Below are 25,456 nucleotides of genomic sequence, written 5' to 3' on the forward strand. Positions count from 1 at the left end.
ATATCCTTCTTGAACTGTTTCCCTTTAAAATATCGCATTTGTGATTCTCCTCGTACCTTTTTTCTAGAGTGTAAACTACTTTGCAACGGAACCGAGCAAAGCTTTGCGGATGCCAAAGAACTACATGGCTACCGCTATGCCCGGTTTCGAGGGCTGAAGTCTGTCAAAATGCAAGCTTACCTCACCGGTGCTTGCCAAAACATGAAAAAAATAGCCCTCCATTAACCCCTTTTTGGTTAGATGGAGGGCTATTTATCTAAATTCTATTATTTTATATGGTTTTCTTTCACTAAAATCAAAAAGATTCCAGAGTGTAGTTAAACTACTCTTAATGGATATCTAAATTTCTAATCACCCTACCAATTACTACCACCTTCTTGTTTATTATCTATATCCTGTTTGTACTCTAATTTTTCAATTAACTTAGATAGAATTTCAATTTCTAAATCTTTAATATCTTTAAGCGTTTCTTTAATATTTTCAAGTGTCGATTCATTATATGTTTTGTTAAATTTCATAGTAAGTAGTTTTATACTTTTTGATTTTTTTACTACGTCGTTATATTTAATAGAACAACCATGCTCTTTCTCTACATAACCTTCCTGTTCTAAATATTCTATTCTTTCTAGCATACATAGCTTATGCTCTAAGAGCTTTTGTAAATATCTTAAATCTATAAAAGAAGCCCTTTCTCTTTCGTAATCTAGATATTCGACTAAATAGTTATAACATTCAATTCCAAACACAAGATTTTCCGGTTCAGCTAATGCATTAAATTTCCCGGCAGAATTCTTAGAAAACAAGTACTCTTTTAGAGAATCTATTACAACACTCAATCTAAAATTGTACTTCGTGTTCCTTTCAAATCTATAAAGATAAATTTGATTGCAATCATTTTTTATATTACTAAGATTTTGAAAGCCTTTTCTAAATAAATCATACGGAACCTTAGTTTTTGAAAAAAGCTGTTTTTCATTGTATCCTAATAATGAAAATTCCAAGTCATTTTCATTATAACCAAACACTAATATATCGTGAGATTTATTGTAATTCTTATATGCTGCGCGATGTGGTATAAAATATTCATCCACATTTAAATATACATAATATTCTAAATCAATTGCTTTTTTAATGAAATCTACTATATCTTCATTAAATAACGAATATACTTCCCTATCTAATTTCTGAACTTTTAGCCAGGGAACTAAACTATAATCGAAGAGGTAAAACTTAAAAGGTACTGGAGCTTCTATAAAATCTTTATGGAATGCAAGTTGTATGTAATTACTATGAATCCATGGAAAAGATTCTTTATAATTTGAAATAATTGTTAAGGGAAAGGCCTCAAATTGAAAACATGTTACATTAATTTCAGTATTAATAGGTAATATTTTCTGCATATTAAAAATGCCTCCTACATCTACAAATATTTTAAATTGCACACTTTACGTAAAAAACAATTAAAATTTATAATTTTCACATCAAATTATAAATTTTAATTACTATCCCAAACGGAAGAATAACTAACTTTTCTACCAATACAAAACTACTATAGTCAATGATGCATTCATCCCTATATTTTTAAGCTTTCCTAAAAAATTAGAGCTCTAAAAACAAACATCCATAGTTTATCTAAGATTAATTGCCACTAAATCACTACTTATTATATTATTACACACAATTCACATCACGAAAACAATAAATCTAATAAAATACAACACTTTGTTCAAGAGATTTTTTACATCTCTAGATTGTTCGTGAAATCTTATTAGAGATGTTGATTTTATTATACATGTTTCAAATCTCTAATGGTTTCTCCACAGTACATTTGGTTAATTGAATCAATATAATCTTTAGTAACAGAACCCTTCTGATTTTCTTAATATTTTTTTCAAATATTCCTTTTTTGATTCTTGATTCATTGCTGTATCCACCTTCTGATTTTTAAATACACATAAATTATACCACATTTTAACATATACTGGATTAGAATTGATTTGAGGCTTCTAATCTACTTCTCTTTTATACTTATTCTAACTAAACATTATTACGTCATCTGAATTATTCACTTTAAATTATTTTGAAATAAATATTATCTCATAGATCCTCATTCACTCTTCATTTTTTTATATCTATTTTATTCTGAATCACTTTTATAATTTCATTATCAGAAAAATAAGCCATTTCTATATAAATTCTTTTCTTTGCCAACTTTAAATCCCCTGATATATAACATGTAATTTCTTTTCCTGATCAAGTTAAAGCACGAATAGAAATTTTAAATATATGAAATAACTTATCTTTTGATAATCTGAATAATATAATTTTTATAGCTAAGCTAGATGCATAGTTTAATAATGCACATAAATTAGTTTTGCACACCCTGAAACAACTCATTTATATCTTATTTGTATACGTTTTTTACACTTCACTTATTTATGCACACATATTTTTTATAGATAAAGTACCTAAACCTTCTGTTTTCTTTAATACTTTCTCCAGCTCTTCATTCTCTAAATACTTACCAGCTGTTTTCATTAACGTAATAAGTTGTCCTTCTGTATAACGCTTCGGTGGTTGTGTTTTTCCTTCTTTCACTTTCACCTTTACAACTTTTCCTTCTTCACCTTCAGCTACAATTGGAAGAATTGTTTCGTCATCTTTATCGTCTTGGAAAATAACTTTACGCCATCCTTCTTGAATTTGCTGTTTTCCTTTTGAAATAAATTCAGCACGTTCATCTACAAGCGTTACAATCGTTGTATAGTCAAAGATTGCAACTTCATAATGAGCTGCAATAAGCCTTCTTACAATCATATCGTATATTTTCTTTTCATCACCTGATAATCTACTTGGATTTGTAACTTGCTCTGTCGGAATAATTGCGTAGTGATCTGTTACTTTCTTTTCATTCACATAACGCTTATTATTCATAATCGATTCAACTGGAGCCGGTAATAAACCTTTATATTCATCAAACTGACTTAACTTCTGTAAGATATCAGGGAATGTTGCCGCTTCACCTTGTGTAACATAGTTGGAATCTGAACGAGGATAAGAGACAATCCCTTTTTGATATAGTGCTTGCGTTATATCAAGCGTCTTTTTCGGTGAAAATTTAAATGCTTTATTTGCCGTTGCTTGTAGTGATGATAAGTTAAATAAAAGCGGAGGCTGAAACTCTTTACGCTCCGTTTTCATTTCCTTTACTACCGCCGGTTTTCCTTGGCAAAATGCCGCAATTTTATTCGCCATATCAGGGTCTTTTAAGCGGGATTCACTATCCTTCTCCCATTTCCCCTCATACTTCTTTCCTTCTATATCAAAGGTTGCGAATACTTCCCAAAACGGCTCTGACTTAAAGTTTTCAATTTCCTTTTCGCGCTTTACGATTAATGCGAGTGTCGGTGTTTGTACACGACCAGCGGAAAACACATCGTTCATTCCTTTTTTCTTTAGCAAAATACTAAAGACACGTGATGCATTCATACCAACGACCCAGTCCGCACATGACCTTGTATACGCCTCATAGTACGTATTAATTGTAGCTGATTCATCAAGCAAGTTTTTAAATCCTTGGTAAATAGCTTGCTTCGTTAAAGATGAAATCCAAAGACGCTTCATCGGCTTGTGCACGTTACAAAGATTAATAATGTTTCGTACAATTAATTCCCCTTCACGCCCAGCATCGCCCGCGTGAATAATTTCTGTTACCCCAGGATTATGTAACAGCTGTTTCACTACATTAAATTGTTTATACTTTGACTTTGTTACTTCAAATTGAAAACGCTCTGGAATCATCGGTAACGTATTAAGTGACCACTTTTTCCACTCTTCGTGATAATGCTCTGGATTACATAACTGCGTCAAATGACCAATTGCCCATGTACAGTACGCTCCATTTGGAAATAACTCATTTGCTTCTACTTCTAAATATCCATCTTTCCGGCGATATTTAAATTGTGAAACAAGAGCCAAACCTTGATCTGGTTTCTCGGCAATAATTAATTTCATTTTATAACTCCCTATCTGTATTCCAGTGTTACTTTCGTTGTCTATATGTTTAGAAGCGATGATAAAACAACAATCTTATTTATCATTCGCGGGTTAATCCCCAAATGGGATAACTATAATATTATACGCTTATTCTTTATTGCTTCACAATAGAAACTCATTATATAACACTTTCTTTCACATGCTCACAAATAAAAAAAGACGCAAAAAAAATCAAACGTCTCTTTGCTTATATTCATGAAATTGTGCAGATAATATGCAGATATAAATAAGCATAAGTACTCTCCATATGAACATATGATGAAGTGAACGATAGGACAGGGAGGTATCATGATGTTTGCTTATACATTAACTGCCTTAACACTTTGTTGTATCTCGATTATTATTACATCATATATTTCTAAACGTGAGGGTACCCTAATGGAGTATATGGTATTTATTATGTCTTTTAGTATGAGTATCGGTTTAAGTATAGGCTTTTATTTAGGTATTCTATTTAAAGGGGAATTACTATATTCTACTTTGCTTGCTATTTTAATTAGTGGATTTATCGGCTTTTTAGTCGGTCTACGTTTTCACCTGTATACTGCTTTAGAAGGAATGTTCTCTGGGGTAATGGCAGGTATGATGGGAGCAATGATTACAGAAATGTTAAACGCTCAACAAGCCCATAATATATTATTCATTAGCCTCTTACTTACTATAACAATAACTATGTCATGTATAATTCAGTTTTTATCAGAAAGTTTTTCTGCTGTTATTCAGCGACGTTTTCCATTATTACTCTCAATTGGTGTAGTAATTATCCTGACTATATTTGTAACGTTCCCAGAGCATATCCCGCCAACCTCTTCCACAGAAGAACAACATAAACATTAGCAACTATAATCGATCCCCTCTACTATTTCATCATAGTAGAGGGGATCGATTTCATTATTTTTATTTCTTAACAGATGAAGATAAAAAACACTTTGAATCGTTAGGCCAAAACTTCTAAATCTATGAAATTCTCTTTGCTTGAGAAGATATACAATTCCATGTTGAAATAATAAATTTTCAATTAACCAATATATATTTTTGGATCCATAGCATTGCTCTTCTGTGCATTCCATTCACCTTTATGGATTTCAAAATGTAAGTGCTGTCCTTCAGATTGTCCTGTATTCCCCATTATGCCAAGTTGTTGTCCTTGCTTTACTTTTTGACCAGCAGTAACAGAACGACTCTTTAAATGAGCATATACAGTCGTATAGGTTTGTCCATTAATATTGTGAGAAATAAACACCACATTACCATAGCTTGTAGAATAATAAGAGCGAGTGACTACACCTTCTGCGGCGGCAACAACCGGCACTATTCCTGAAGCAGCAATATCTAATCCGTGATGCATTTGCCCACCACGTTTCTCAAATCTAGAAGTATATCTTCCTACAGCTGGTTGAATAAAGTCATTTGTTGTATTTACCTCTTGGGATTGTCGCTGCTCCTCTGCATCAGTCTCACTTGTTTTTGATAGAAATTTACTTGATACATAACCGTTTTTACCGTTGTAATTAATTTTTCCCCATCCATTTTCTTCAAATAGAACCTGCACTTTTATTCCTTTTGATAATGCACCGATTACACCATGATTTGTACTAGCGCCGCTCCTTACATTTAACACACTTACGTTAACATAGTAGTCACCAACTGTTGCTCCAGTAGATGGATTACTGGTTTCAGGTTTTGATGGTGTACCTCCTTTAACGAATTTTACAAATTCACTACTTACATAACCAGTTCTTCCATTATGATTAATTTTCAACCAGCCATTTTCAACGCCAGTTACTTGCAGTATTCGTCCGTTTAATACACCACCAATTACACTATGGTAAGTAGCAGGGCCGGTACGCACACGTAAAGAAGTAGCGTTTACAATGTATGTACCGTCAGTTTGAACCGTAACATTCTTTTGTTGTTCATTTGTTTGGTCTACATTTGCATTAGAGCCACTCTTTGAAATGTAATCTTTACTAATATAAGCCGTTTTTCCACTATAGTTAATTTTGACCCACTCTTGAATTTCACCAGTTACTTGAACAACTTGTCCTTTATGTATAGAGCCTAAAATCGTATGGGAAGTACTTGGACCTGTACGAACGCGGAGGGAGGATACGTTAACTTTGTAATCCCCACTCGCTACTTGAAATTTTCCATTGTTATTGTCGCTTCCATTTGAGCTACCGTCTATTACAAATTGACTGCTTACATAACCTACTTTTCCATTATGATTAATTTTTAACCAACCGTTTTCTTCCCCAATAACTTGTAAAACTTTCCCTTCATACACGCGCCCCATTATTGCACTAGACGTATTTGGCTGTGTGCGAACACGTAATACATTAGCAGTTACAGTTTTACTACGACTCATGCTTACATTCGTCTTCGCTGATACACTATTTTCCGAAACAAATTCACTACTTACATAGCCAGTTTTTCCTTTATGATTAATTTTCAGCCAACTGTTTTCTTCTCCAATAACTTGTAAAACTTCTCCTTCATACACGCGTCCCATTATTGCACTAGACGTATTTGGTTGTGTGCGGACACGTAGAGCATTTGTATTTACTGTTACTTGATTTTCATATTTTACTACATCAGTAGATTGCTCATGCTTCATGCCTTTTTGTATAACAGTATTTTTCGCTTGAGCAGTACTAATAAATACACTTCCTGTAACAGAAGCTACTGCTACACTAGCTAAAATCTTTTTCATAAGTATAAAACACCTTCCTATAAACACATTCAAGTATCATTATGTTTTTATATTAACTTCCATTTCTTTTCTTTCTAACTATTCAGCAAAAGTATCCTTTTATTATCCATATTGAATTTTTATTTATCTTCCACCATCTATATCTAGTAATAAAGAAAAGTTAAATTCATCACACTCTGAAAACCCTCTCATTCTTTCGATTCAACACTACATATTGTAGTTTAAATTCCGAAAAAAATATCGCCAAATAATCACCTATAATTAATACTACAAAAACAAAAAAAGCATAATTTAAACCTTCTTCATTTAACTTATACTTTTGCTTAAATATTCCCTTTCTCCTTTCACACTACGAATTGTAGTACAAAATAAAAGAAAGGTCAAATATAAGTATTCAGCCTTTTAGAACTACAATATAATACATTAAATTCAGCCACTTCTAATCAAAAAACACTATGTTTTTTAATTCTTAAATAACAAAAACGTTCTCACCTTATAAACTCTTTCTACAAGATAACCCCCTCATATTATCTAAACTTTTATAAAAATAATATTTCCAATTCACAACATGACATATAAAAGCAGCCACCTATTAAGATAACTGCTTTACATCATTAATAAACTACATGATTTTCACATTATTCTGGTTTATTAGGAATATTAGGGTTTGGAACATAATCAGATTTATAATCTGTATATTTCACTTCCGTTACCATCCCTGCTGAAGCATGATGTAGGTCGTGACAGTGGAACATCCACTCACCCGGATTGTCTGCTACAAAGGCGACTTCATATTCTTCACCTGGTTTTAAGTTCAAAGTATCTTTTACAATTGGAGAACCTTCTATCGGTTTTCCATCTTTACTCAACACCTGAAAGAAGTGACCATGTAAATGCATCGGGTGATCATCCATTTTAGAGCGATTTACTAATTTCACTTTTACTAAGTCACCTTTTTTCACTGGAATTGGATCAATATTCGGAAATACTTTTCCGTTAATTGTATATATCATTTCATTTCCATTCATTTGCGTATTCAAGTCCATATTATATGAGGCAGTATACTGCTGCTCTAGTGTGAAACTACCTAATTTTTTCTCGCCATATTTCGTCATATCTAATTTTGGTAGTTTTTCTTTTTCATTTGCTGTGTCTTTCATCTCTTTACTATCTTCATATTCAATAATGGTTTTCATTCCTTTCGCACCTTTATCTACCGAATGATCTTCAACATACCATTTCCCAGGATTGTTAGCAGTAAATTCAACATCATAACGTTCACCCGGTGCAATTGAAATTACTTTGTCTTTTATAACTTTTGGATCATTAATTGGTTGGCCATCTGTTGCAATTACTTTTATATCATGACCGTGAACATGTATATCATGCGATAGATAGCCAGCATTAACGAGTCGAAGACGAACTTTATCTCCCTTATTCACTTTTAATGGCTCTACTAAATCACCACTTTTTCCGTTAATTGTGAATAAATCATACATACTCATTTCATGACCTTCCATCTTCATCTTTCCATGGTCCATGCCTGCCATATTGCCAGAGTCTTTTTTGTTCCCGTCCATGTCCATACCGGAATGATCCCTGCTGTTCTTATCATCATTCTTTTTCGCATTTTCATTATCCTTACTAGATTTATTACCGTCTACTTTTTCTGTTTTTCCTTTTGACATTTCTTTTAACTGTTTATTTATCTCTTCTTTATCTGTTATCCATTCATCTAACATTAATGTGTAATCTTTATCATACTTTTCATTTGTATCTTCTACAACTAGAGCACCATATAATCCTCTATCTAATTGATTTACAGAATCTTGATGTGAGTGATACCAGTACGTTCCTGGTACGTTCGCTTCAAATTCATAGGTGAAACTTTTTCCAGGTTCAACCGCATCTTGCGTCACACCTGGAATTCCATCCATATTATTTGGGACAGGATACCCATGCCAATGAATAGATACTGGTGCAGATAGTTCATTTTTTAATGTCACTTTCACCTTTTCGCCTTTTTTACCCGAATTTCTGGACCAGGAGATGAGCCATTAAATGTCCAGACTGGAACAATAACACCGTTACTTAATTTTTGCTTTTCTTCTTTCGCTATTAAAGTAACTTCTGGTCCTTTTTCAACTTTCAATGGTTTTATAGCCGTTTCAGTCTGTGGTGTTTTTTTATCATTCATATTTTTATGATCGTTTGTTGTATTTGTGGTCGCAGAACATGCAGCAATTAAAGATATGACAGAGACTGTAACTGCTGTTAACAAAAATCTCTTCATGGAAACCCCTCCTTTTTCTTTTTCAAAATCATTATAAAAAATGATTTTCAAGAAAATATGGAGATATGCAATGAGCTAAATAAAAAGACGCCCAAAATTGAGCGTCTCTTCTAATTATTATTTCGTAACAACTTCATCTTCTTTTACATTTACATTATTTTCACTCATAAACTCTTCAATTTCTTCCACTTCTCTAATGATATCTTTTGACAAGTTTTCGTATCCGTCTTTCGTTACAAGAATATCATCTTCAATACGAATTCCAATCGATTCTTCTTCAATATAAAGCCCAGGTTCAATTGTAATAACCATGCCTTCTTCTAATACTCTATCTTTGTATGTCCCTACATCATGCGTATCTAAACCAAGGAAATGGCTGACACCATGATAATAATATTTAGACAGTTCCTCATCTTCTTGTATTAAACCAACTGCTTTACACCCTTCTGCGAGTACTTTTTTAGCATGCGCATTTAATGCAGCGAACTTTAAGCCTGGCTTAATAATCTCTGTTGTTTCTTTCAATGCTTTTAATACGATATTATAAATTTGTTTTTGGCGACTCGAGAATGTTCCATTTGCCGGGAATGTATAACTAATATCAGCGTTATAGTAATCTTTTTGAGCGCCTAAATCTAGCAGTACTAAATCACCATTTTGAATTTGTGCATCATTATCTTCATAATGAAGAACTGTAGCATTTTTCCCACTTGCCAAAATTGTATTGAACGCATGATGCTTAATGCCAGATGATTTTAGTGTGAAATCAAACTGAGCTTCTAATTCATATTCCATCATGTCTGCTTTTACATGCTTTAACACATTGTAAATACCGTCTTTCGTTACAGCAATTGCTTCTTTAATAATTTCAATTTCTTCATCTGTTTTAAACACTCGCAATTCACAAATGTTCGGATATACATTACCAATTGTTACGTGTGGATATTGTTCTCTTACATGTTTAGCAAACGCTAGCGTTTTTGTCTCTGTACCATTCCACTCACGACGTTCTAAATCTAAATATAGATGTTTCACATTTTCTGTAAAAAGTATATTTGACATTGTTTTTTCAAAGCTATCTAAATATACAACTTTTTTTATACCTGAAATTTTCTCTGCTTCTTCGTTAGAAACTGTTTTACCAACCCATTTTTCCATTACTGGATCTGACTTTTCAATGAAAAGTATTTCTTCTACACTATTTCCAAACTTTTTCAACATGAAAATAACATTTGGTTCATCGATTCCTGTTACATAGTAAAAATTTCGATTTGGCACAAATTTATAATGTGCATCCGCTGACATATGAGGTGCTTGTCCAGCAAATAAAATAGTAATAGATTCATCTGGTAATGTGTTTACTAATCGTTCTCTATTTTGAGCAAAGAATGTTGATTTCATTATAATCCCCCTAGCGTTCTATGTATGCTTGTAAATCTAATTATCCAATACAATTATTCTATTATTGTTATAATTTTTCGTCAATTAATAGTACTCATAGAGACAGGAAAATTTTCATTATTAGGGCCCCTTTTAAGCTAAATTATGCATACCACTCCACAATTTCTTGACATTTATTCCATATACTTAAAATCTCATATATAGGAAAGGAGCCTACAAATTTGAAGCATTATGTGGCAACAGGATTAGCAATTACTTCTTTATTAATCATTTCAGGATGTTCTAGCAACGCCGAAACAGCAACAGTAAAGAAAGAAACAATACAATCTCAGACAAAAAACACAGAAACAGTAAATACGATTCCGCAAAACTTCTATAAAGAGATTACATCTGGAAAAATCGAGCACATTCACGGAATTGGCTTTGTAGGAAATATGCCGGGGATTTCTATCGCAACCCACAGTGGTATAAAAGTTTATCAAAATGGAAAATGGTTAGAAACTGCTAAACAGCTACACGATTATATGGGCTTCCAGGCAACGAGAAATGGATTTTTTGCCAGCGGTCATCCTGAACCAGATGCAAATTTAAAAAATCCTTTAGGATTAATGAAAAGTTCTGATGGCGGTAATACTCTTGAAAAGCTAGCGTTTTACGGAGAATCTGATTTTCATAACCTCGCTGTCGGATATAATACGGAAGCAATTTATTTATACAATGAGCGTCCAAATTCTAAATTACAACAAGGTTTTTATTTCAGTACGAACAACGGACAAGATTGGAAAAATAGTAAGTTAAAAGGTCTTTCAAGTACGATTCATTCCTTTTCAGTACATCCGGATCAATCTAGTGTAGTCGCAGTAAGCGCTAAAGACGGCGTATATTTATCTACGGATTCTGGAAATACATTTGAACTATTTTCTAAATCAATTGAATCGACCGCAGTTACATTAAGTAATGAAGACATGATATATGCCTCTATCAATAAGCAAAATGAGCAATCACTAACGAAAAAATCAATTGCTACAAACGAAGAAACTAGCATACAAATTCCATCTTTAGACTCTAAAGATACAATCATGTATATATCACAAAACCCTCAAAATTCAGCTGAAATCGTATTTGCTACAGCGAAAGCAAGTGTGTTCCTCTCTACAGATGAAGGTAAAACGTGGAAGCAACTTACTAAAGAGGGCACATTCCAATTTAATTAGAAAGGTGAATATAACGTGTTTTCAGCAATTAGTGAATGGAGTTATCAACTCATGTCTCCTTTAATGGCTATCGCGAATACTACGAAATCAATTCCTCTTTTATTTGCGTTTTTATTAGGTATAGTAGGTACCCTTGCTCCTTGCCAATTAACAGGAAACATTAGTGCTATTACACTTTATAGCAATCAATCTTTACAAAAGGGATATGCATGGAAACATATACTGTTATTCATTTTAGGAAAAATAATAGCTTTTACGACACTCGGACTATTAGTATGGTTTTTAGGAAAAGAGATTCAGCAAATATTGACTTTGTATTTCCCATGGTTAAGAAAAATGATGGGACCTTTATTAGTTTTAATGGGGCTCATGTTGGCAGGTATTATAAAAGGTATAAATTTCTTCTCTTTCAAATTTATACGAAAACAAAATGAAATTGGTTCATTTTTACTCGGATTCTTCTTTTCCTTAGCTTTCTGCCCAACTATGTTCGTTCTATTTTTCGGAACATTAATCCCGTTATCTTTCTCATCTAATTATGGATACTTGTTTCCAACATTCTTTTCGATAGGAACTGCTCTCCCTATCGTTATATTAATGTTTATCATCTCCTACCTTGGATTAAATGGGGCACTACTTAAAAAGAGCAGAAAAGTAGGAAAAAACATTCAGCTTATAGCAGGGGTACTACTCATTTTAGTTGGACTTTATGATATATCTTTATATTGGGTATAAATAAAAAAGGTAAGTTCCAGTGACTTGAACTTACCTTTTTTACAAATTATATTTAACTCTTCTGCATGCCCTTTTGCTTCATCTCCCATTTTTTATACAGTAGTACTGCACCAAATAAAAATACCCCCGCAACAAATGAAGCTACTGGTAACATCTTTATCGTTTCATCAGGAAATACGAGCGGCAATAATGGAAATGCATACGCTGCTGGAATACGTACACCGATAATTTTTAATAATATAAGCATCAATATCATATTTAATAACGTAACTATAATCCATGAATTAATTGTAAAATACAATACCGTTCCAACAGTTGCCGATATAGTTAGTACTACTATTTGTTTAAAAGCCATTTTTTCATTATACATCGGCTTTTGAAGTGATTCATACACAACAACTAATATTGGTGGAATCACTGCCAATTGTTCATAACCAGTTATCCAACATAAACTGATCCACACAAAATTTAGTATGAGAAATACAATCATATATTTATATTGAATATGCACTTTTCGCTCAATACCGTTGTTTAATTTAAATATAAGAACACCAAGCATTAATATAAATGTTAAAGCGAATACCGCGATAACAAATGACCATTCCGTCGCATTTGTTACTAATGGTAATAAACCTGTCGCAATAGATGGTGCTAAATTAGATTGAATTACACGTAAAAACAGCATCATAAATACAAGCGTTATGCTTACTTTCTCTAAATAGGCTATATCCATTTGATTAACCATAAAACCAATCACAGCTGTTATTGACGGTGCAATAAAGATTTTTTCTGGCTGCCTTAACCAACCTGGCTCACGATACGCCCATAAAGCAATTGCCATCGCTGCTATTTCCGGCAAAATGACTTCCGGATCATTCAATAACACACCCGCTGTTACCATAGCTAAAATAAATAAAATAGCAATCGTATATGAGATGATTGTTTCTTTTTTTGAAATTACTGCATTCATTATTACATACTCCTTTTTGCTTATTACTTTCATAATGTAAAACAATATACAATACCCTACTAAGGTATTGTATATTGTTATCTTTTCTATTTCAAGTATTAGTAAGTTATTTACATCTTTTCTCAACCCATACCCTTACAAAAAAGAAATTTTTATAGGCGTTGACACTTAATGAGAGATAGGTTACAATAACTATACATTAGTAAGTAGCTAATGTAATTAAATTTAACTAGAGGTGAAACAAATGAAAAACATTTTATTCCGTATTAACGAATTATCAAAAAAAGAAAAAGCATCTGGATTAACAGTTGATGAAAAACAAGAACAACAAATGTTGCGTCAAAACTATACACAAACATTTCGTGGAAGCTTAGATTCCATTTTATTAAACACAAAAATTGTTGATCAACATGGTCTTAACGTTACCCCGGCGGCATTACAAGATGCTCAAATACGTTTAAAATTAAGCAAATGAGTTCCGCGCTAAAGAATTTCAATAAAACATAAAAAAAGCTGGATTTCCTATATAGAAATTCCAGCTCTTTTTATGTTCTTTTCCAATTTAATATATGAGCGATACATCGCAATTCTCCACGATATAATCATCGCAAATGCGAGTAAGTAAAACATTCCGCTTAACTCTGCTAAATCAATCGATTGACTTAAATATAATTTCAATGCTACTCGTACAGCTAATAATCCGACTAAAATAAATATAAATGCTTTTGACGGTTTCATATATATTTGTTCATCTCTTATTTCGAACTTTGTTGTTTTAATAAGAAATATAGAGAAAATAAGCCCTGCGATAATTACCTCTACTATTTCTAACGATGTTAATCGAAACTCCGGTAAAAAATACATTATGGTGCCAGTACTCATAAAAAGTGGCGGCAATATTATTTTCTTTTTCGTTACCGGCTTTTTTGCTGCCTTCAAGCGAAGAAACATTACTCCAACAGCTATACAGACTGCTACGATACTTGATAAAAGTGCTAAACTCATACTCCCCACCCCTATCTATTTAAAAGATTTTTCGAGCAAAATCATAAACAAATAATGAAGTAAATGCTGCATTATATAATTTCTTTATTCTATTCCTCCTGCTGTAAATTTTATATATTCGCTGCAATCATTTTACGCAAAGTATATGAACGGAATATGAACAAAATATTACACTCAATTTCTGAAAATAAAAAAGCCATTCCACAATTATAAATTGCGAAATGGCTTTTTAACTTATTTTAAATCTTCAATTGAGAAAGCACCTGGCAGTAACTGCTCAACAGTTACTTCTTTTTCATCGCCTTTTACATTCGTTAATAATACAGGCATTTTCGGATCACAGAATTCAGCAATTACTTGTCTACAAGCACCACACGGTGAAATCGGTCCGTCCGTTTCGCCTGTAATAACTAAGTAACTAAAATCGCGCTCACCTTCTGATACTGCTTTAAAGATCGCTGTTCTTTCTGCACAGTTACATAAACCGTAAGAAGCATTTTCTATATTACAACCAGTATAGATTTTACCTTCTTTCGTAACTAACGCTGCACCAACAGGAAATTTTGAATACGGAATATATGCTTTTGCTAACATCTTATTTGCTTCTTCAATATATTTTTTCTTATCCATATTATTTCCCCCTCAAAGTAAGTGTAATGATGATTAGTCAGTAATAACTGTATGAACTAATGTAGGAGCTACTGCTGTTTCAGCGATAGAAATGTTCTCATAAATTTTAGCTTTTACATCTTCTACATTTTCACGATTTGCGTAAATCGTTACGAACGGCTCGCCTTCTTTTACTGCATCGCCCACTTTTTTACGTAACATTAACCCTACAGCTAAATCAATTTCATCTTCTTTTGTTGCACGGCCAGCACCAAGTAGCATAGCTGCGATACCGATTTCATCTGCAACAATGTTAGAAATAACACCTGAAGTTTTAGCAGGTACATCAATTACATATTTCGCTTGTGGCATTTTTTCTGGATTGTCTACAATCGAGCTATCTCCGCCTTGATTGCTTAAGAACTCTTTAAACTTCTCAGTTGCTTTTCCGTTCTTCATCACTTCAATTAACATTTCACGCGCTTCTTCTAATGTATTTGCCTTTTTCGCAAGTACAACCATCTGACTTCCTAATACGAGTACTAATTCTGTTAAATCTTCTGGCCCTTCGCCTTTTAACGTATCAATCGCTTCTTTCACTTCTAGAGCGTTACCAATTGCAAAACCAAGTGGTTGTGACATGTCTGAAATAACAGCCATAGTTTGACGTCCTACATTATTTCCGATACGTACCATTGCATGTGCTAATTCTTTTGCATCTTCTTCTGTTTTCATGAATGCGCCAGCACCTGTTTTCACATCAAGTACGATTGCATCGGCACCAGCTGCAATTTTTTTACTCATAATTGAACTTGCAATTAGAGGAATAGAGTTTACTGTTCCTGTTACATCGCGTAATGCATAGATTTTTTTATCTGCAGGCGTTAAGTTACCAGTTTGTCCAATAACAGCTACTTTGTCACGGTTTACAATATCAATGAACTGCTCTTTCGTAATTTCAACGTGGAATCCTTCTACAGCTTCTAATTTATCGATTGTTCCGCCTGTATGTCCTAAACCACGACCAGACATTTTTGCTACTGGTACATCTAAAGCAGCTACTAATGGTCCTAATACTAATGTTGTTGTATCACCAACACCGCCAGTTGAATGTTTGTCTACTTTAATTCCTTCAATTGCTGATAAGTCGATCGTTTCTCCAGACTCCACCATTGCCATCGTTAAATCTGCACGCTCACGATCTGTCATATCTTTAAAGAAGATTGCCATTGCAAGTGCACTCACTTGATAATCAGGAATACTTCCGTCTGTATATCCATTAATAAAGAATTTGATTTCTTCAGTCGTTAATTCTTTACCGTCACGTTTTTTCGCAATAATATCTACCATTCTCATTACAATCACCATTCCTTTTTATATTATATGAATCTATTAAAATAATAAGCCCACGATTGTTGCTGATAAGAAACTTACTAATGTTGCACCGAAAAGTAATTTCAAACCAAATCTTGCGACTACATTCCCTTGCTTTTCATTTAAGCTCTTAACTGCTCCTGCAATAATTCCAATTGAAGAGAAGTTTGCAAATGAAACTAAGAATACAGATATAATCGCTGTCGTTCTATCTGAGAAATTAAAGTTTCCTTGTGCTAGATCTGTCATAGCGACAAATTCATTTGATACTAATTTTGTTGCCATAATATTTCCGGCATTAACAGCTTCATGCCAAGGTACACCCATAATAAATGCAAATGGCGCAAATACATAACCAAGGATTTCTTGGAATGAAATACCGATTACACCTTTAAATACTGCATTAACGAATGCGATAAGAGCAACAAAACCGACTAACATAGCTGCTACTGTAATCGCAACTTTAAATCCATCTATAATGTATTCCCCTAATACTTCAAAGAAGGTCTTCTTTTCTTCTTCTTGTACTTCTAACATATCTTCTTCTTCAGTAACTTCATAAGGGTTAATAATAGAAGCAATGATGAAGCCACCGAATAAGTTAAGCACTAAAGCGGTTACAACATATTGCGGTTTTAATAACACCATATATGATCCAACGATAGACATCGAAACAGTAGACATTGCAGATGCACATAATGTATACATTCTTTTCTCTGGCAATAATCCTAGTTGCTTCTTAACTGAAATAAATACTTCAGATTGTCCTAAAATCGCAGAAGCTACAGCGTTATATGATTCTAGTTTCCCCATTCCATTTACTTTACTTAATGCTAGACCGATAGATTTCACAATAATAGGTAGCACTTTAATGTGTTGCAAAATACCTATTAAAGCTGATATAAATACGATTGGCATTAATACACTTAAAAAGAATGAAAACTCTTTTTGATTTACTAATCCACCAAATACGAAATTCACACCGTCAGCGGCATATTTTAATAGCTCTCCAAAACCATCTGCTATTCCGCTAATTAATATATTCCCGATACTTGTATTTAATAATAGAAACCCCAAAATGAATTGTAATATAACCATCGTTATGATTGGGCGATATTTGACTTTCTTTCTATCATTACTAGCAAGCCAAGCGATACCTAAAATCAATACGAGGCCAAAAACACCGATTAAGTATTTCATAAGCCGTTTCCTCCCATTCGTATCCGCTTACATTTGTTTCAATTGTTAAAGCAATAGATACACTTTACTTTGTGTATCTATTGCTCACGACTTCATTAATGATTAGTAGTTATCTGTAGCACCTTTTGCATCATTTAATACGATTGCAACACTAGCACTAGCTCCAACGCGAGAAGCTCCAGCAGCTACCATTTTGTCTGCATCTTCACGTGTACGAACGCCACCAGATGCTTTTACACCAACGTTTGGTCCAACTGTTTTACGCATTAATGCGATATCTTCAGCAGTTGCTCCGCCAGTTGAGAATCCAGTTGAAGTTTTTACGAAATCAGCACCAGCTTTTACTGATAATTCACAAGCGCGTACTTTCTCTTCATCTGTTAATAGGCAAGTTTCAATGATTACTTTTACAAGAGCTTTTCCTTTTGCTGCTTGTACTACTTCATAAATGTCTTTTTCAACGAATTCGTTGTCGCCATCTTTTAAAGCACCAACGTTGATTACCATATCAACTTCAGTTGCACCTTTTGCGATAGCATCTTTTGTTTCAAATGCTTTTGTTTCAGTCGTGCTTGCTCCTAATGGGAAACCGATTACAGTACAAACGTCTACATCATGTCCAGCTAATTCTTCAGCAGCTAGCTTCACCCATGTAGGATTAATACAAACAGAAGCGAATTTATATTCCTTTGCTTCCTCGATTACTTTCATAACATCTTCTTTTGTAGTATTAGCTTTTAAAATTGTATGGTCAATTAACTTTGCAATATTCATTATTATCACTCCTCATATCTTTTAACAACTTCATTCTAACTCTTAGTTGAACAAATGTAAATACACTTTTGAAATTTTGTTCATTCTTTTTAAAAAGGAATTTTCTTATAGTAAATAAAGTGCATTCTAAATAAGAAACACTTCATATATAAAATCAAAATTTTTATGTTAACAATGGTAGTATGTATCTCAATATCCATAATTATTTTTAAAAAGGAAATTTGTGTTCAAAAAAGACCTCTATAATTCATACATAACAAAATAAAAGGCTTTCTCAAGATTAACATCTTGAGAAAGCCTTTTATTTCTAACCTTTTTGATAATGTAACAGTTCTTTTGCTGTATGCTGATCAATAATTAAAACATTTGCATACCCGCCACGTAACGCACCATCAATTGCTTTTATTTTTCTATTACCACCTGCAACTAAAATAGAGCGTTTCTTTAATTTCAGTTCCTCTAACTCAATTCCAATTGTACGCTGATTAATCTCTTCGCTACTAATATTTCCATCTCCATCAAAGAAACGTGAACAAATGTCACCGACCGATTGTTTTTTGAGTAAACTTGTTTCATCCTGATCGAAATAACCTAATCTGAATAATAGTGCTTCGTCTCGCACTGTTCCTACAGTAAAAATTGCAATATTCGCTTGTTTCCCCATTTCGATAATGTGATGAATATGTCGATCCTGCTCTACTAATTCTTTTGTCACTGCATTATCAAATATAACTGGAAGAGGTAAATTTCTTGGCGTCGTTTGAAAAGCATCTGCAAATAAAGCTATCGTCTCATTCGCATATGTATTTACACTCGAATGACTAATACCGCCTTTTAACTGGACAACTTCTACCCCTTTTACATGTTGCGGTACGATTTTTCTAGCGATTTCATACATCGTCATTCCCCAGCTTACACCAACGATATCACCGTTTTTAACCGTCTTTTCCATATACTCAGCTGCATATTTACTTATATACTCTGTAATCGTTGCATATTCTGGCACTGGAGAAAATACGACATGTGCCTCTAACAAGCTGTACTTTTCTTTCAATAAATTCCCAACGTTATCTAAATCCGCAAATGGATCGGCTATACTAATTTGAACAAACCCTTTTTCTTTCGCGTACTTTAATAATCTCGAAATCGTCGGTCTTGAAATATTTAATTTATTAGCAATTTCTTGCTGACTATAATCTGATTGATAATATAACCTCGCAACTTCAACGCTTAATTGTTGTTTATCTTTATCCATAGTAACTCATTACATATCCTTTCCTGCATTTCCTTTTCGTTACAAGCATTATACAGCTTTATGTAAGAAATTTCGACTACCGAATTTTATCTAACTGAACTTCTATTACACTTATTATATACAATGAAATCTTATTGTGTAGATTTACAAACTCAATATAAATACACTTGAAACATATAAATCGATTTATATGCAATTCATTCTTTTTTGCTTTTTCTGTAGTAACGATAACAAAGCCATTCAATAACAAACATTAAATATCGTTTATGGAGCTTCCTTAATGTACGGTAAAACCAAGTTTATTAACATAGAAATTCCTTAGCGTGCGAAATTTGCATTTTGATGGTGACCCATTCCCATCAACTTAAGAACCGAAACAAAGTGAACTTTTGTTTAAATAAACTAAAAAACCCTTAAAACACTTTTTCTCCTTAAAAATGAGAACGCCAAATAAACTTAGGTAGGTATTATTTTTCAAAAAAGATAAACAAGTTATCAGGCAGGTAAGCAACACCGAAGGAATCTAAGAAAAGCTATTACCCCCCACAACGCAAACTTTGTATTTATTATGTCCCTACGTTCTTATTAAATAAAAATGAGAATGCAGGGATACTCATTTTGTAATATTACCGCAACAATCGTATTGAGTATTCCTAATATTAAAAATACCAATCTGATTCTAAGGTCATTTCCGTTTTTTGATTGGATTTTGAGAAAGTGTAAGGTAAATTCTTTTAAACAATATAAACCAAATCCAAATACTGTATTCTAAGATCTATTTTTTTACTTTTCTAAAACAATTTCTGCTATTTTATTAGCATATTTTTTAGAGTCAAATTCATCATAGTTACTTAGTACCGCAACAGACAAATATTCTTCTGGAAAACGCATGAAGTGTGAACGATAACCTGCCCAACTTCCTGAATGTTCTAAGTATCGACAGTTAAAACCTTTTGCAAGCCTCAGCCCAAAAGCATAATCTTCATTGTCAATAATTGTCTCTCCAGTTGGAGAAATTTTCGGACCTATTTCGCTCATTCTTTTAACGAGGTCTTTTCCACCAACGGTACCTGTCGTTAAATTTTCTCCCCATTTTACCAGGTCTTCAACTGTTGTATGAACTGCCCCATCTCCTGTATGTTCCCAAGGGCTTTCATAGATTTTATATGTTCCCTGCTCATTCTTCGAATATCCACTAGCAATTGCTACAGTAGTTGGATAGTAATCCACAATTGTTGTGGCCCTCATATTTAAAGGACCAAAAATACAATCCTTTGTAAACTGACATAGAGACTTGCCACTTACCTTCTCTATCACTTGTGATAATAAAAAATACCCTGTATTGCTATACTCAAATTTTGTGCCAACTGGGAACCTTGCGATTTGATGACCATTAAGGTGTTTTAGCGATTCTTCTACAGTTAATTTGTCAGTATATTTAATATTCTCTGCTTCAGCCAATTCCATATAATCAACTAGTCCACCAGTGTGATGAATTAGTTGTCTCAATGTTACAGGTTCAGCATATGCTCCTATAGAAGGGACAAACTTTACAATTGAATCATCTAAACTTAATCTCCCCTCTTGTTCTAAGAGTAATATAGAAAATGCTGTGAATTGTTTAGAAACTGAGGCTACATTAAAAACGGTTTTGGTAGTTATGGGTAGATTTTTCTCTATAGAAGCTAAGCCAACTGCACCCTTATAAGTTACTTCGCTATCTAAACTAGCAATATATGCACAGCCAGGAGCTTTTGATGAAAACTTTTTTAATAATTGTTTAATCGATGTATGCGTCTTTTCATTATATGTATTATTCACCTCAATCACATGCCCTTCCCTTTAAATGATTAGAAATATATTAACCTGTTATCTTTTCCAATTACACATCTTACTTCAATTCAAAACGACTTATTTTATATTTGACTACAATCAAGCACTATTATACTAATTTCTTTAGTTTCTAAATTCTTCTCTTTATAGAGAGCTTTAATTTAGTGAGTATTATTATCCTCGAATTTACAGAAATTCCTCTTTCAATTCTAAAATTAATTACTCATGGCAACTTAATAGATATTTTCTAAATTGGGTCAATAACATCTATATTACAGATGTTATTGACCAAAACACCTATCTTGCTTTCAGATTTAGGACCGATGTACTAGCGAATATAAAAACTATTTACCAGACCTCTGTGAAAATAGTTTTGAATAAAATATTCATCTACCTTAAACCTTGTTTCAATTTCAGTTATAGTCTACAAATTTTATAGTCATCGTCTATAGTGTTTTACTTTTTCGATAAGAAAATCCGAATAACCTTTTTAAACAACTTTATTCACAAAAAAGCAGTGGCGTTCCAAATCTTTATTTTTCATTTTAGTTTCAAATGTAGGATTGGGTAGTAATGCCCTGTATTATCTGTAAGTTCCCCATTGACTTCAGCTAACTAGTTCAAGTGAGAGAGTCAAGAAAGTAATCCTATATCTTTTGCCTTTTGTACTGCATCTTCTCGATTTTTAACTCCTAGCTTCTCATAAAGATTGGAGGCGTAATTTCTTACCGTTCCGTTTGACAAGTAAAGTGTCGAAGCTATTGTTTTATAACGGCTTCCTTGTGATAATAGTTCCAAAATCTCTAATTCTCGTTTCGTTAATCCATACTCTTTTCCATCTGATCGTGATTCAAATAATCCTGTTTCTTCATTTTCTTCCCACATTCTATGGAACAAGTCATGAGTAATCATCGTGCCTCCTCGATAGACTAGACGAATTGATTCAGCTAGTTCACGCGAATCTATGGATTTCAATAAGTATCCATCCGCACCATTTCGTATGATTTCTTTTGCCCTTTCTGTATTCTGAAAGGTTGACAGAATGAGTACACGAATGTCCGGCCATTTTTCCTTAATCACTTTAGTCGCATGAATCCCATCTAGATTTGGCATCTCTAAATCCATTAATACTACATCTGGTTTTAATCTCTCACACAATTCCAAAGCCCGTTCTCCATCTTCAGCCATTCCCACTACTTGTAAATCCTCCTGTCCATCCAAAATTGTATGAAGACTTTCTCGGATAAAAGAATGATCGTCGACAATACACAGGCGGATTTGTTCATTAGAAAGTTGTACTTGTTTTGGTAAAACACATGAAATTAATGTCCCTTCCCCTTTTTTGGAATAAACAATGACTCTTCCTTGCAACTGACTTACACGCTCTTTCATTGCAGTTAATCCAAAACCATCCTTCCATTCTTCTGCCCCACAGCCATTATCCTGTACATCCAATCTTATCTGTTGTGGTTCAAAATGAAGTGACACAATGATTTCTGTGGAATGCCCATGGCGAACAGCATTTGTTAGTGATTCCTGCAAGCTCCGATATAGTGTCATTTTTGATTGTTTAGAGACCATATACTCTTCCCCTATTATTTGAGTACGTACATTTACTTTTACATGTTTCTTAAATTCGTCTGTCAATTGTTGTAATGTGACAGCTAAGGGAAGCGATTCTTGCGATAAATCCAATTGATGTAAATACAGCCTTACTTCTTCCATACTGTTACGGGCCAATTGTAATAATGAATCGAGCTGTTGCTCTCCTTCTTTAGACTTTAATTCCATACGTAATGTTTCCATCCCCATAATAATTGAAGTATAGGAATGCCCCATCGTATCGTGTAAGTCTTTTGAGAGCCTGTCACGTTCCTCAAGTAATGTAATCCGCTCAACTTGGGATACGTATTGTTCCAATACATGTTTCTGGTTTCGAATAGTTTCACTTTGACGGTAATTAATAGCCAGTAAACGAAAGAAAGAGCCCATAGCAAAAGCTAAACTGAGTTGTAGGATGATTGCCCATAAATCTGTTACTTTGGAAAATATCGCAATAAGCAATGGGAATAAAATAATTGTGGTAGGACCCGACCAACGGTAAGATTTATGAGCACTATTTGCCGCAATCATAAAAGTTGGCATTAAAAAAGTAAGATACGCTGACGGAAATAATAAAGTTAAATAGAAACACACTCCGCCAAATAATATTATTTCAGTAAACAAATAATAGCGATAACTAAACATTAAACAAATCCAAGGTACTGAGAATGAAACTATTTCCCAAAGAATAATGATCCAAAATGGTACTGTCAAATGATCTTGTTGTTGGATAGTCGTTGATATCAATGATAGCCAAATAATAAAACGTATACAAAGTAAGGTCCAATCATACCAAAACCATAGTTTCAAAGTCTTAAACAAATTATCACTCCTTTATAGCTTTAAACATGGAACGCGTGTACATTCCAATAATTTGAACTAAGCAGTTTCCAATAAAATTATGTATCACGATGAGAATGAAACCAACAATCATGACAAAAATTGCTGTCTCCCATGAATCCACAGCTATGCCCAATAAGTATATATTAAAATATCGAAAAAGTAAGGGTGTAACGATACATACTAGTGGCATTACATACAGTAAAACAGCACATATAAGACTCATTATTCCGACCAAAAATTTCTGCATGAGCCAAAAAATAGCCCTCCAGTTGCTATTATTGAGGATTGTATCTCTCGCTTTAATCCATTTATCTCCCTCCTCTTTTTTTCTTGGTTCGAATAACTCTATCGATATATCTGTATAAACCTTTGTCTGAATACGTTCATACTGAACAAACGTGTGAGTTGTTTGCAGCACCCATGCTAATAAGGGAATACCCAAAAAGATAATCGTCATTACTAATGCAAATGTAACGCTGATCAGATAGAAACAAAAGTAAAAAAAACCGGATACAAAGGTAAATAACAAGAAATAAAAATCTTGCAAAGTTTTTTGAGCTAATGCTTTCGTCATTAATATCTCTCCTCCTCTTTCATTGCTAATGCGTTAAAAGCCACTCTTTTATTCTAAGTATTTTTCTGTCAAATACGGTAGTGTTAAAATGTCATGGTTTGTATGACATAACTATCAATACAGCCTTATTCCACTCAACTTTTGTTATCCTTTATAAATATGACAAAAAGTTCACTATCGAATATGATTCGCCACTTGCTATACTCTGTTCATACGCTAATTCTTTATGCTAAAGATAAGATTGTACTCCCGATTTTATCTTTTTTCTTTGCAAATTTTTTGATATAAAATAGGAATCCTTATAATAAGGATTCCTGAAAGAAACGACGTGTCATAATCAATTCCTTGATTTCATGCATCATACGTATAAATTCCTTGGTTCCACATTTCATCTACTAAATAATACGTAGTAATAGATTTTAAGAGATAAAATTTTTTTGTATTTCCAAATAAATCTATACCTACCCTTGTTATTCCAGTAACATATCTTAGGTGCTTGCTGCATATAAAATTATTATGCTTTTGGATTTCACCTCCCTACTTCAATAAAATAATCATGGTTACCTAGTTGTGGAGGATAAAAAACCTTGATTAACTTCTTGTTTCTTTACAGTGAATAATTCTTAAACACTTATTGTACTTAGTTTATATTTGTCCTTATTTTCATCATTTTATCGAAATACTAGAACGTCAGTTTTTGTTGAAAATGATATAATGAGTCAGCTGTTCAAAAATAAACTATGACAAAGTTTATCCGTTTTTCCTTTTTGCCTACTTGCGAAATTCAGCAAGTAAAATATTTTTAAAAGGATCAGGACTATTAGCTATGCGGTTATTTAAGTTGATTGCCAATGTATGCTTTCCTCCAAGTGTGCCTCCAGCAAGAGTAGAAAAACCTGGAGAGCCACCTGTGTGTCCCCATATCGATACACCGTTTGGAAGTTTAGTTTCATAGATTCCAAGACCATATCTGCCGATTTCAGCAATTCCTGTAGGAACTGTAGT

The 25,456-nt window shown here is 33.3% G+C and carries 18 protein-coding genes and 3 pseudogenes; 5 read left to right on the forward strand and 16 right to left on the reverse strand.

Annotated features, from left to right (window positions below; genetic code table 11):
* Positions 1 to 225: transposase (locus V7S50_RS33065; RefSeq protein WP_336376810.1), on the forward strand; the 225-nt coding region annotated here is incomplete at its 5' end.
* Positions 226 to 356: 131 nt separating this feature from the next.
* On the opposite strand, the gene V7S50_RS33070 is transcribed toward V7S50_RS33065, so the two are convergent.
* Together V7S50_RS33070 and topB are read right to left on the reverse strand one after the other, a co-directional pair.
* Complete coding sequence (locus tag V7S50_RS33070; protein ID WP_242251477.1) at positions 357 to 1,400, reverse strand: hypothetical protein; 1,044 nt, start codon at positions 1,398 to 1,400, stop codon at positions 357 to 359.
* A 1,063-nt stretch (positions 1,401 to 2,463) separates the two neighbouring features.
* Positions 2,464 to 4,014, reverse strand: a pseudogene (topB, locus tag V7S50_RS33075) (DNA topoisomerase III); the annotation flags it as partial.
* 333 nt (positions 4,015 to 4,347) lie between these two features.
* On the opposite strand from topB, the gene V7S50_RS33080 reads away from it, so the two are divergent.
* A complete protein-coding gene (locus V7S50_RS33080; protein ID WP_242251476.1) occupies positions 4,348 to 4,893 on the forward strand; it encodes a hypothetical protein in 546 nt (181 codons plus the stop codon).
* A 181-nt stretch (positions 4,894 to 5,074) separates the two neighbouring features.
* Here V7S50_RS33080 and V7S50_RS33085 read toward each other — a convergent pair whose 3' ends face one another.
* The 3 genes and pseudogenes from V7S50_RS33085 to V7S50_RS33095 all read right to left on the reverse strand — a co-directional run bounded on the left by V7S50_RS33085 (position 5,075) and on the right by V7S50_RS33095 (position 10,463).
* Positions 5,075 to 6,769, reverse strand: coding sequence for an SH3 domain-containing protein (locus V7S50_RS33085; RefSeq protein WP_242251475.1), 1,695 nt, complete (start codon positions 6,767 to 6,769; stop codon positions 5,075 to 5,077).
* Between the two features lie 638 nt (positions 6,770 to 7,407).
* A pseudogene (locus V7S50_RS33090) lies at positions 7,408 to 9,062 on the reverse strand (multicopper oxidase family protein).
* Between the two features lie 117 nt (positions 9,063 to 9,179).
* On the reverse strand, positions 9,180 to 10,463 hold the full coding sequence (locus tag V7S50_RS33095; RefSeq protein WP_063224251.1) for an aminopeptidase P family protein: 1,284 nt from the start codon (positions 10,461 to 10,463) through the stop codon (positions 9,180 to 9,182).
* Between the two features lie 221 nt (positions 10,464 to 10,684).
* Here V7S50_RS33095 and V7S50_RS33100 point away from each other — a divergent pair, with 221 nt between their 5' ends.
* Both V7S50_RS33100 and V7S50_RS33105 read left to right on the forward strand, forming a co-directional pair.
* Entirely contained in the window at positions 10,685 to 11,677 is a 993-nt protein-coding gene (locus V7S50_RS33100; RefSeq protein ID WP_242251472.1) for a F510_1955 family glycosylhydrolase, read from the forward strand.
* Positions 11,678 to 11,692: 15 nt separating this feature from the next.
* Positions 11,693 to 12,412 carry an urease accessory protein UreH domain-containing protein gene (locus V7S50_RS33105; RefSeq protein ID WP_242251471.1) on the forward strand — a complete coding sequence of 240 codons (720 nt, stop codon included), beginning with the start codon at positions 11,693 to 11,695 and terminating at the stop codon, positions 12,410 to 12,412.
* A 52-nt stretch (positions 12,413 to 12,464) separates the two neighbouring features.
* Here V7S50_RS33105 and V7S50_RS33110 read toward each other — a convergent pair whose 3' ends face one another.
* Positions 12,465 to 13,382 (reverse strand): hypothetical protein, encoded by a 918-nt coding sequence (locus V7S50_RS33110; RefSeq protein ID WP_242251470.1) that lies wholly within the window; start codon positions 13,380 to 13,382, stop codon positions 12,465 to 12,467.
* Between the two features lie 244 nt (positions 13,383 to 13,626).
* Here V7S50_RS33110 and V7S50_RS33115 point away from each other — a divergent pair, with 244 nt between their 5' ends.
* A complete protein-coding gene (locus V7S50_RS33115; RefSeq protein WP_063224254.1) occupies positions 13,627 to 13,857 on the forward strand; it encodes a DUF896 domain-containing protein in 231 nt (76 codons plus the stop codon).
* A gap of 47 nt (positions 13,858 to 13,904) precedes the next feature.
* Here V7S50_RS33115 and V7S50_RS33120 read toward each other — a convergent pair whose 3' ends face one another.
* From V7S50_RS33120 to V7S50_RS33165, 10 genes and pseudogenes are all read right to left on the reverse strand, one after another.
* On the reverse strand, positions 13,905 to 14,387 hold the full coding sequence (locus V7S50_RS33120; protein ID WP_242251469.1) for a CcdC family protein: 483 nt from the start codon (positions 14,385 to 14,387) through the stop codon (positions 13,905 to 13,907).
* A 234-nt stretch (positions 14,388 to 14,621) separates the two neighbouring features.
* On the reverse strand, positions 14,622 to 15,017 hold the full coding sequence (locus V7S50_RS33125; protein WP_000358520.1) for a cytidine deaminase: 396 nt from the start codon (positions 15,015 to 15,017) through the stop codon (positions 14,622 to 14,624).
* 33 nt (positions 15,018 to 15,050) lie between these two features.
* On the reverse strand, positions 15,051 to 16,352 hold the full coding sequence (locus V7S50_RS33130) for a pyrimidine-nucleoside phosphorylase (RefSeq protein WP_242251468.1): 1,302 nt from the start codon (positions 16,350 to 16,352) through the stop codon (positions 15,051 to 15,053).
* Positions 16,353 to 16,388: 36 nt separating this feature from the next.
* Entirely contained in the window at positions 16,389 to 17,570 is a 1,182-nt protein-coding gene (locus V7S50_RS33135) for a NupC/NupG family nucleoside CNT transporter (RefSeq protein WP_063224257.1), read from the reverse strand.
* Positions 17,571 to 17,672: 102 nt separating this feature from the next.
* Positions 17,673 to 18,344, reverse strand: coding sequence for a deoxyribose-phosphate aldolase (deoC, locus tag V7S50_RS33140; protein ID WP_001017444.1), 672 nt, complete (start codon positions 18,342 to 18,344; stop codon positions 17,673 to 17,675).
* Between the two features lie 307 nt (positions 18,345 to 18,651).
* Positions 18,652 to 19,599 carry a sugar-binding transcriptional regulator gene (locus tag V7S50_RS33145; protein WP_063224258.1) on the reverse strand — a complete coding sequence of 316 codons (948 nt, stop codon included), beginning with the start codon at positions 19,597 to 19,599 and terminating at the stop codon, positions 18,652 to 18,654.
* A gap of 783 nt (positions 19,600 to 20,382) precedes the next feature.
* Positions 20,383 to 21,420, reverse strand: coding sequence for a serine hydrolase domain-containing protein (locus tag V7S50_RS33150; protein ID WP_242251914.1), 1,038 nt, complete (start codon positions 21,418 to 21,420; stop codon positions 20,383 to 20,385).
* A 645-nt stretch (positions 21,421 to 22,065) separates the two neighbouring features.
* The gene (locus tag V7S50_RS33155; RefSeq protein ID WP_242251467.1) at positions 22,066 to 23,856 is read right to left on the reverse strand and encodes a helix-turn-helix transcriptional regulator; all 1,791 of its coding nucleotides are present in this window, start codon (positions 23,854 to 23,856) and stop codon (positions 22,066 to 22,068) included.
* Positions 23,857 to 23,860: 4 nt separating this feature from the next.
* Positions 23,861 to 24,451 carry a sensor domain-containing protein gene (locus tag V7S50_RS33160; RefSeq protein WP_242251466.1) on the reverse strand — a complete coding sequence of 197 codons (591 nt, stop codon included), beginning with the start codon at positions 24,449 to 24,451 and terminating at the stop codon, positions 23,861 to 23,863.
* A 771-nt stretch (positions 24,452 to 25,222) separates the two neighbouring features.
* A pseudogene (locus V7S50_RS33165) lies at positions 25,223 to 25,456 on the reverse strand (serine hydrolase domain-containing protein); the annotation flags it as partial.

This window comes from Bacillus sp. CCNWLW194, from assembly GCF_037120585.1.
GTDB classification, from domain to species: Bacteria; Bacillota; Bacilli; order Bacillales; family Bacillaceae_G; genus Bacillus_A; species Bacillus_A basilensis.

Bases quoted from the DNA above. Each gene is read 5' to 3' on its own strand.
- V7S50_RS33070 (WP_242251477.1), bottom strand. From the start codon at position 1,400: ATGCAGAAAATATTACCTATTAATACTGAAATTAATGTAACATGTTTT.
- V7S50_RS33080 (WP_242251476.1), top strand. From the start codon at position 4,348: ATGTTTGCTTATACATTAACTGCCTTAACACTTTGTTGTATCTCGATT.
- V7S50_RS33085 (WP_242251475.1), bottom strand. From the start codon at position 6,769: ATGAAAAAGATTTTAGCTAGTGTAGCAGTAGCTTCTGTTACAGGAAGT.
- V7S50_RS33095 (WP_063224251.1), bottom strand. From the start codon at position 10,463: ATGAAATCAACATTCTTTGCTCAAAATAGAGAACGATTAGTAAACACA.
- V7S50_RS33110 (WP_242251470.1), bottom strand. From the start codon at position 13,382: ATGAATGCAGTAATTTCAAAAAAAGAAACAATCATCTCATATACGATT.
- V7S50_RS33115 (WP_063224254.1), top strand. From the start codon at position 13,627: ATGAAAAACATTTTATTCCGTATTAACGAATTATCAAAAAAAGAAAAA.
- V7S50_RS33120 (WP_242251469.1), bottom strand. From the start codon at position 14,387: ATGAGTTTAGCACTTTTATCAAGTATCGTAGCAGTCTGTATAGCTGTT.
- V7S50_RS33125 (WP_000358520.1), bottom strand. From the start codon at position 15,017: ATGGATAAGAAAAAATATATTGAAGAAGCAAATAAGATGTTAGCAAAA.
- V7S50_RS33130 (WP_242251468.1), bottom strand. From the start codon at position 16,352: ATGAGAATGGTAGATATTATTGCGAAAAAACGTGACGGTAAAGAATTA.
- V7S50_RS33135 (WP_063224257.1), bottom strand. From the start codon at position 17,570: ATGAAATACTTAATCGGTGTTTTTGGCCTCGTATTGATTTTAGGTATC.
- deoC (WP_001017444.1), bottom strand. From the start codon at position 18,344: ATGAATATTGCAAAGTTAATTGACCATACAATTTTAAAAGCTAATACT.
- V7S50_RS33145 (WP_063224258.1), bottom strand. From the start codon at position 19,599: ATGGATAAAGATAAACAACAATTAAGCGTTGAAGTTGCGAGGTTATAT.
- V7S50_RS33160 (WP_242251466.1), bottom strand. From the start codon at position 24,451: ATGACGAAAGCATTAGCTCAAAAAACTTTGCAAGATTTTTATTTCTTG.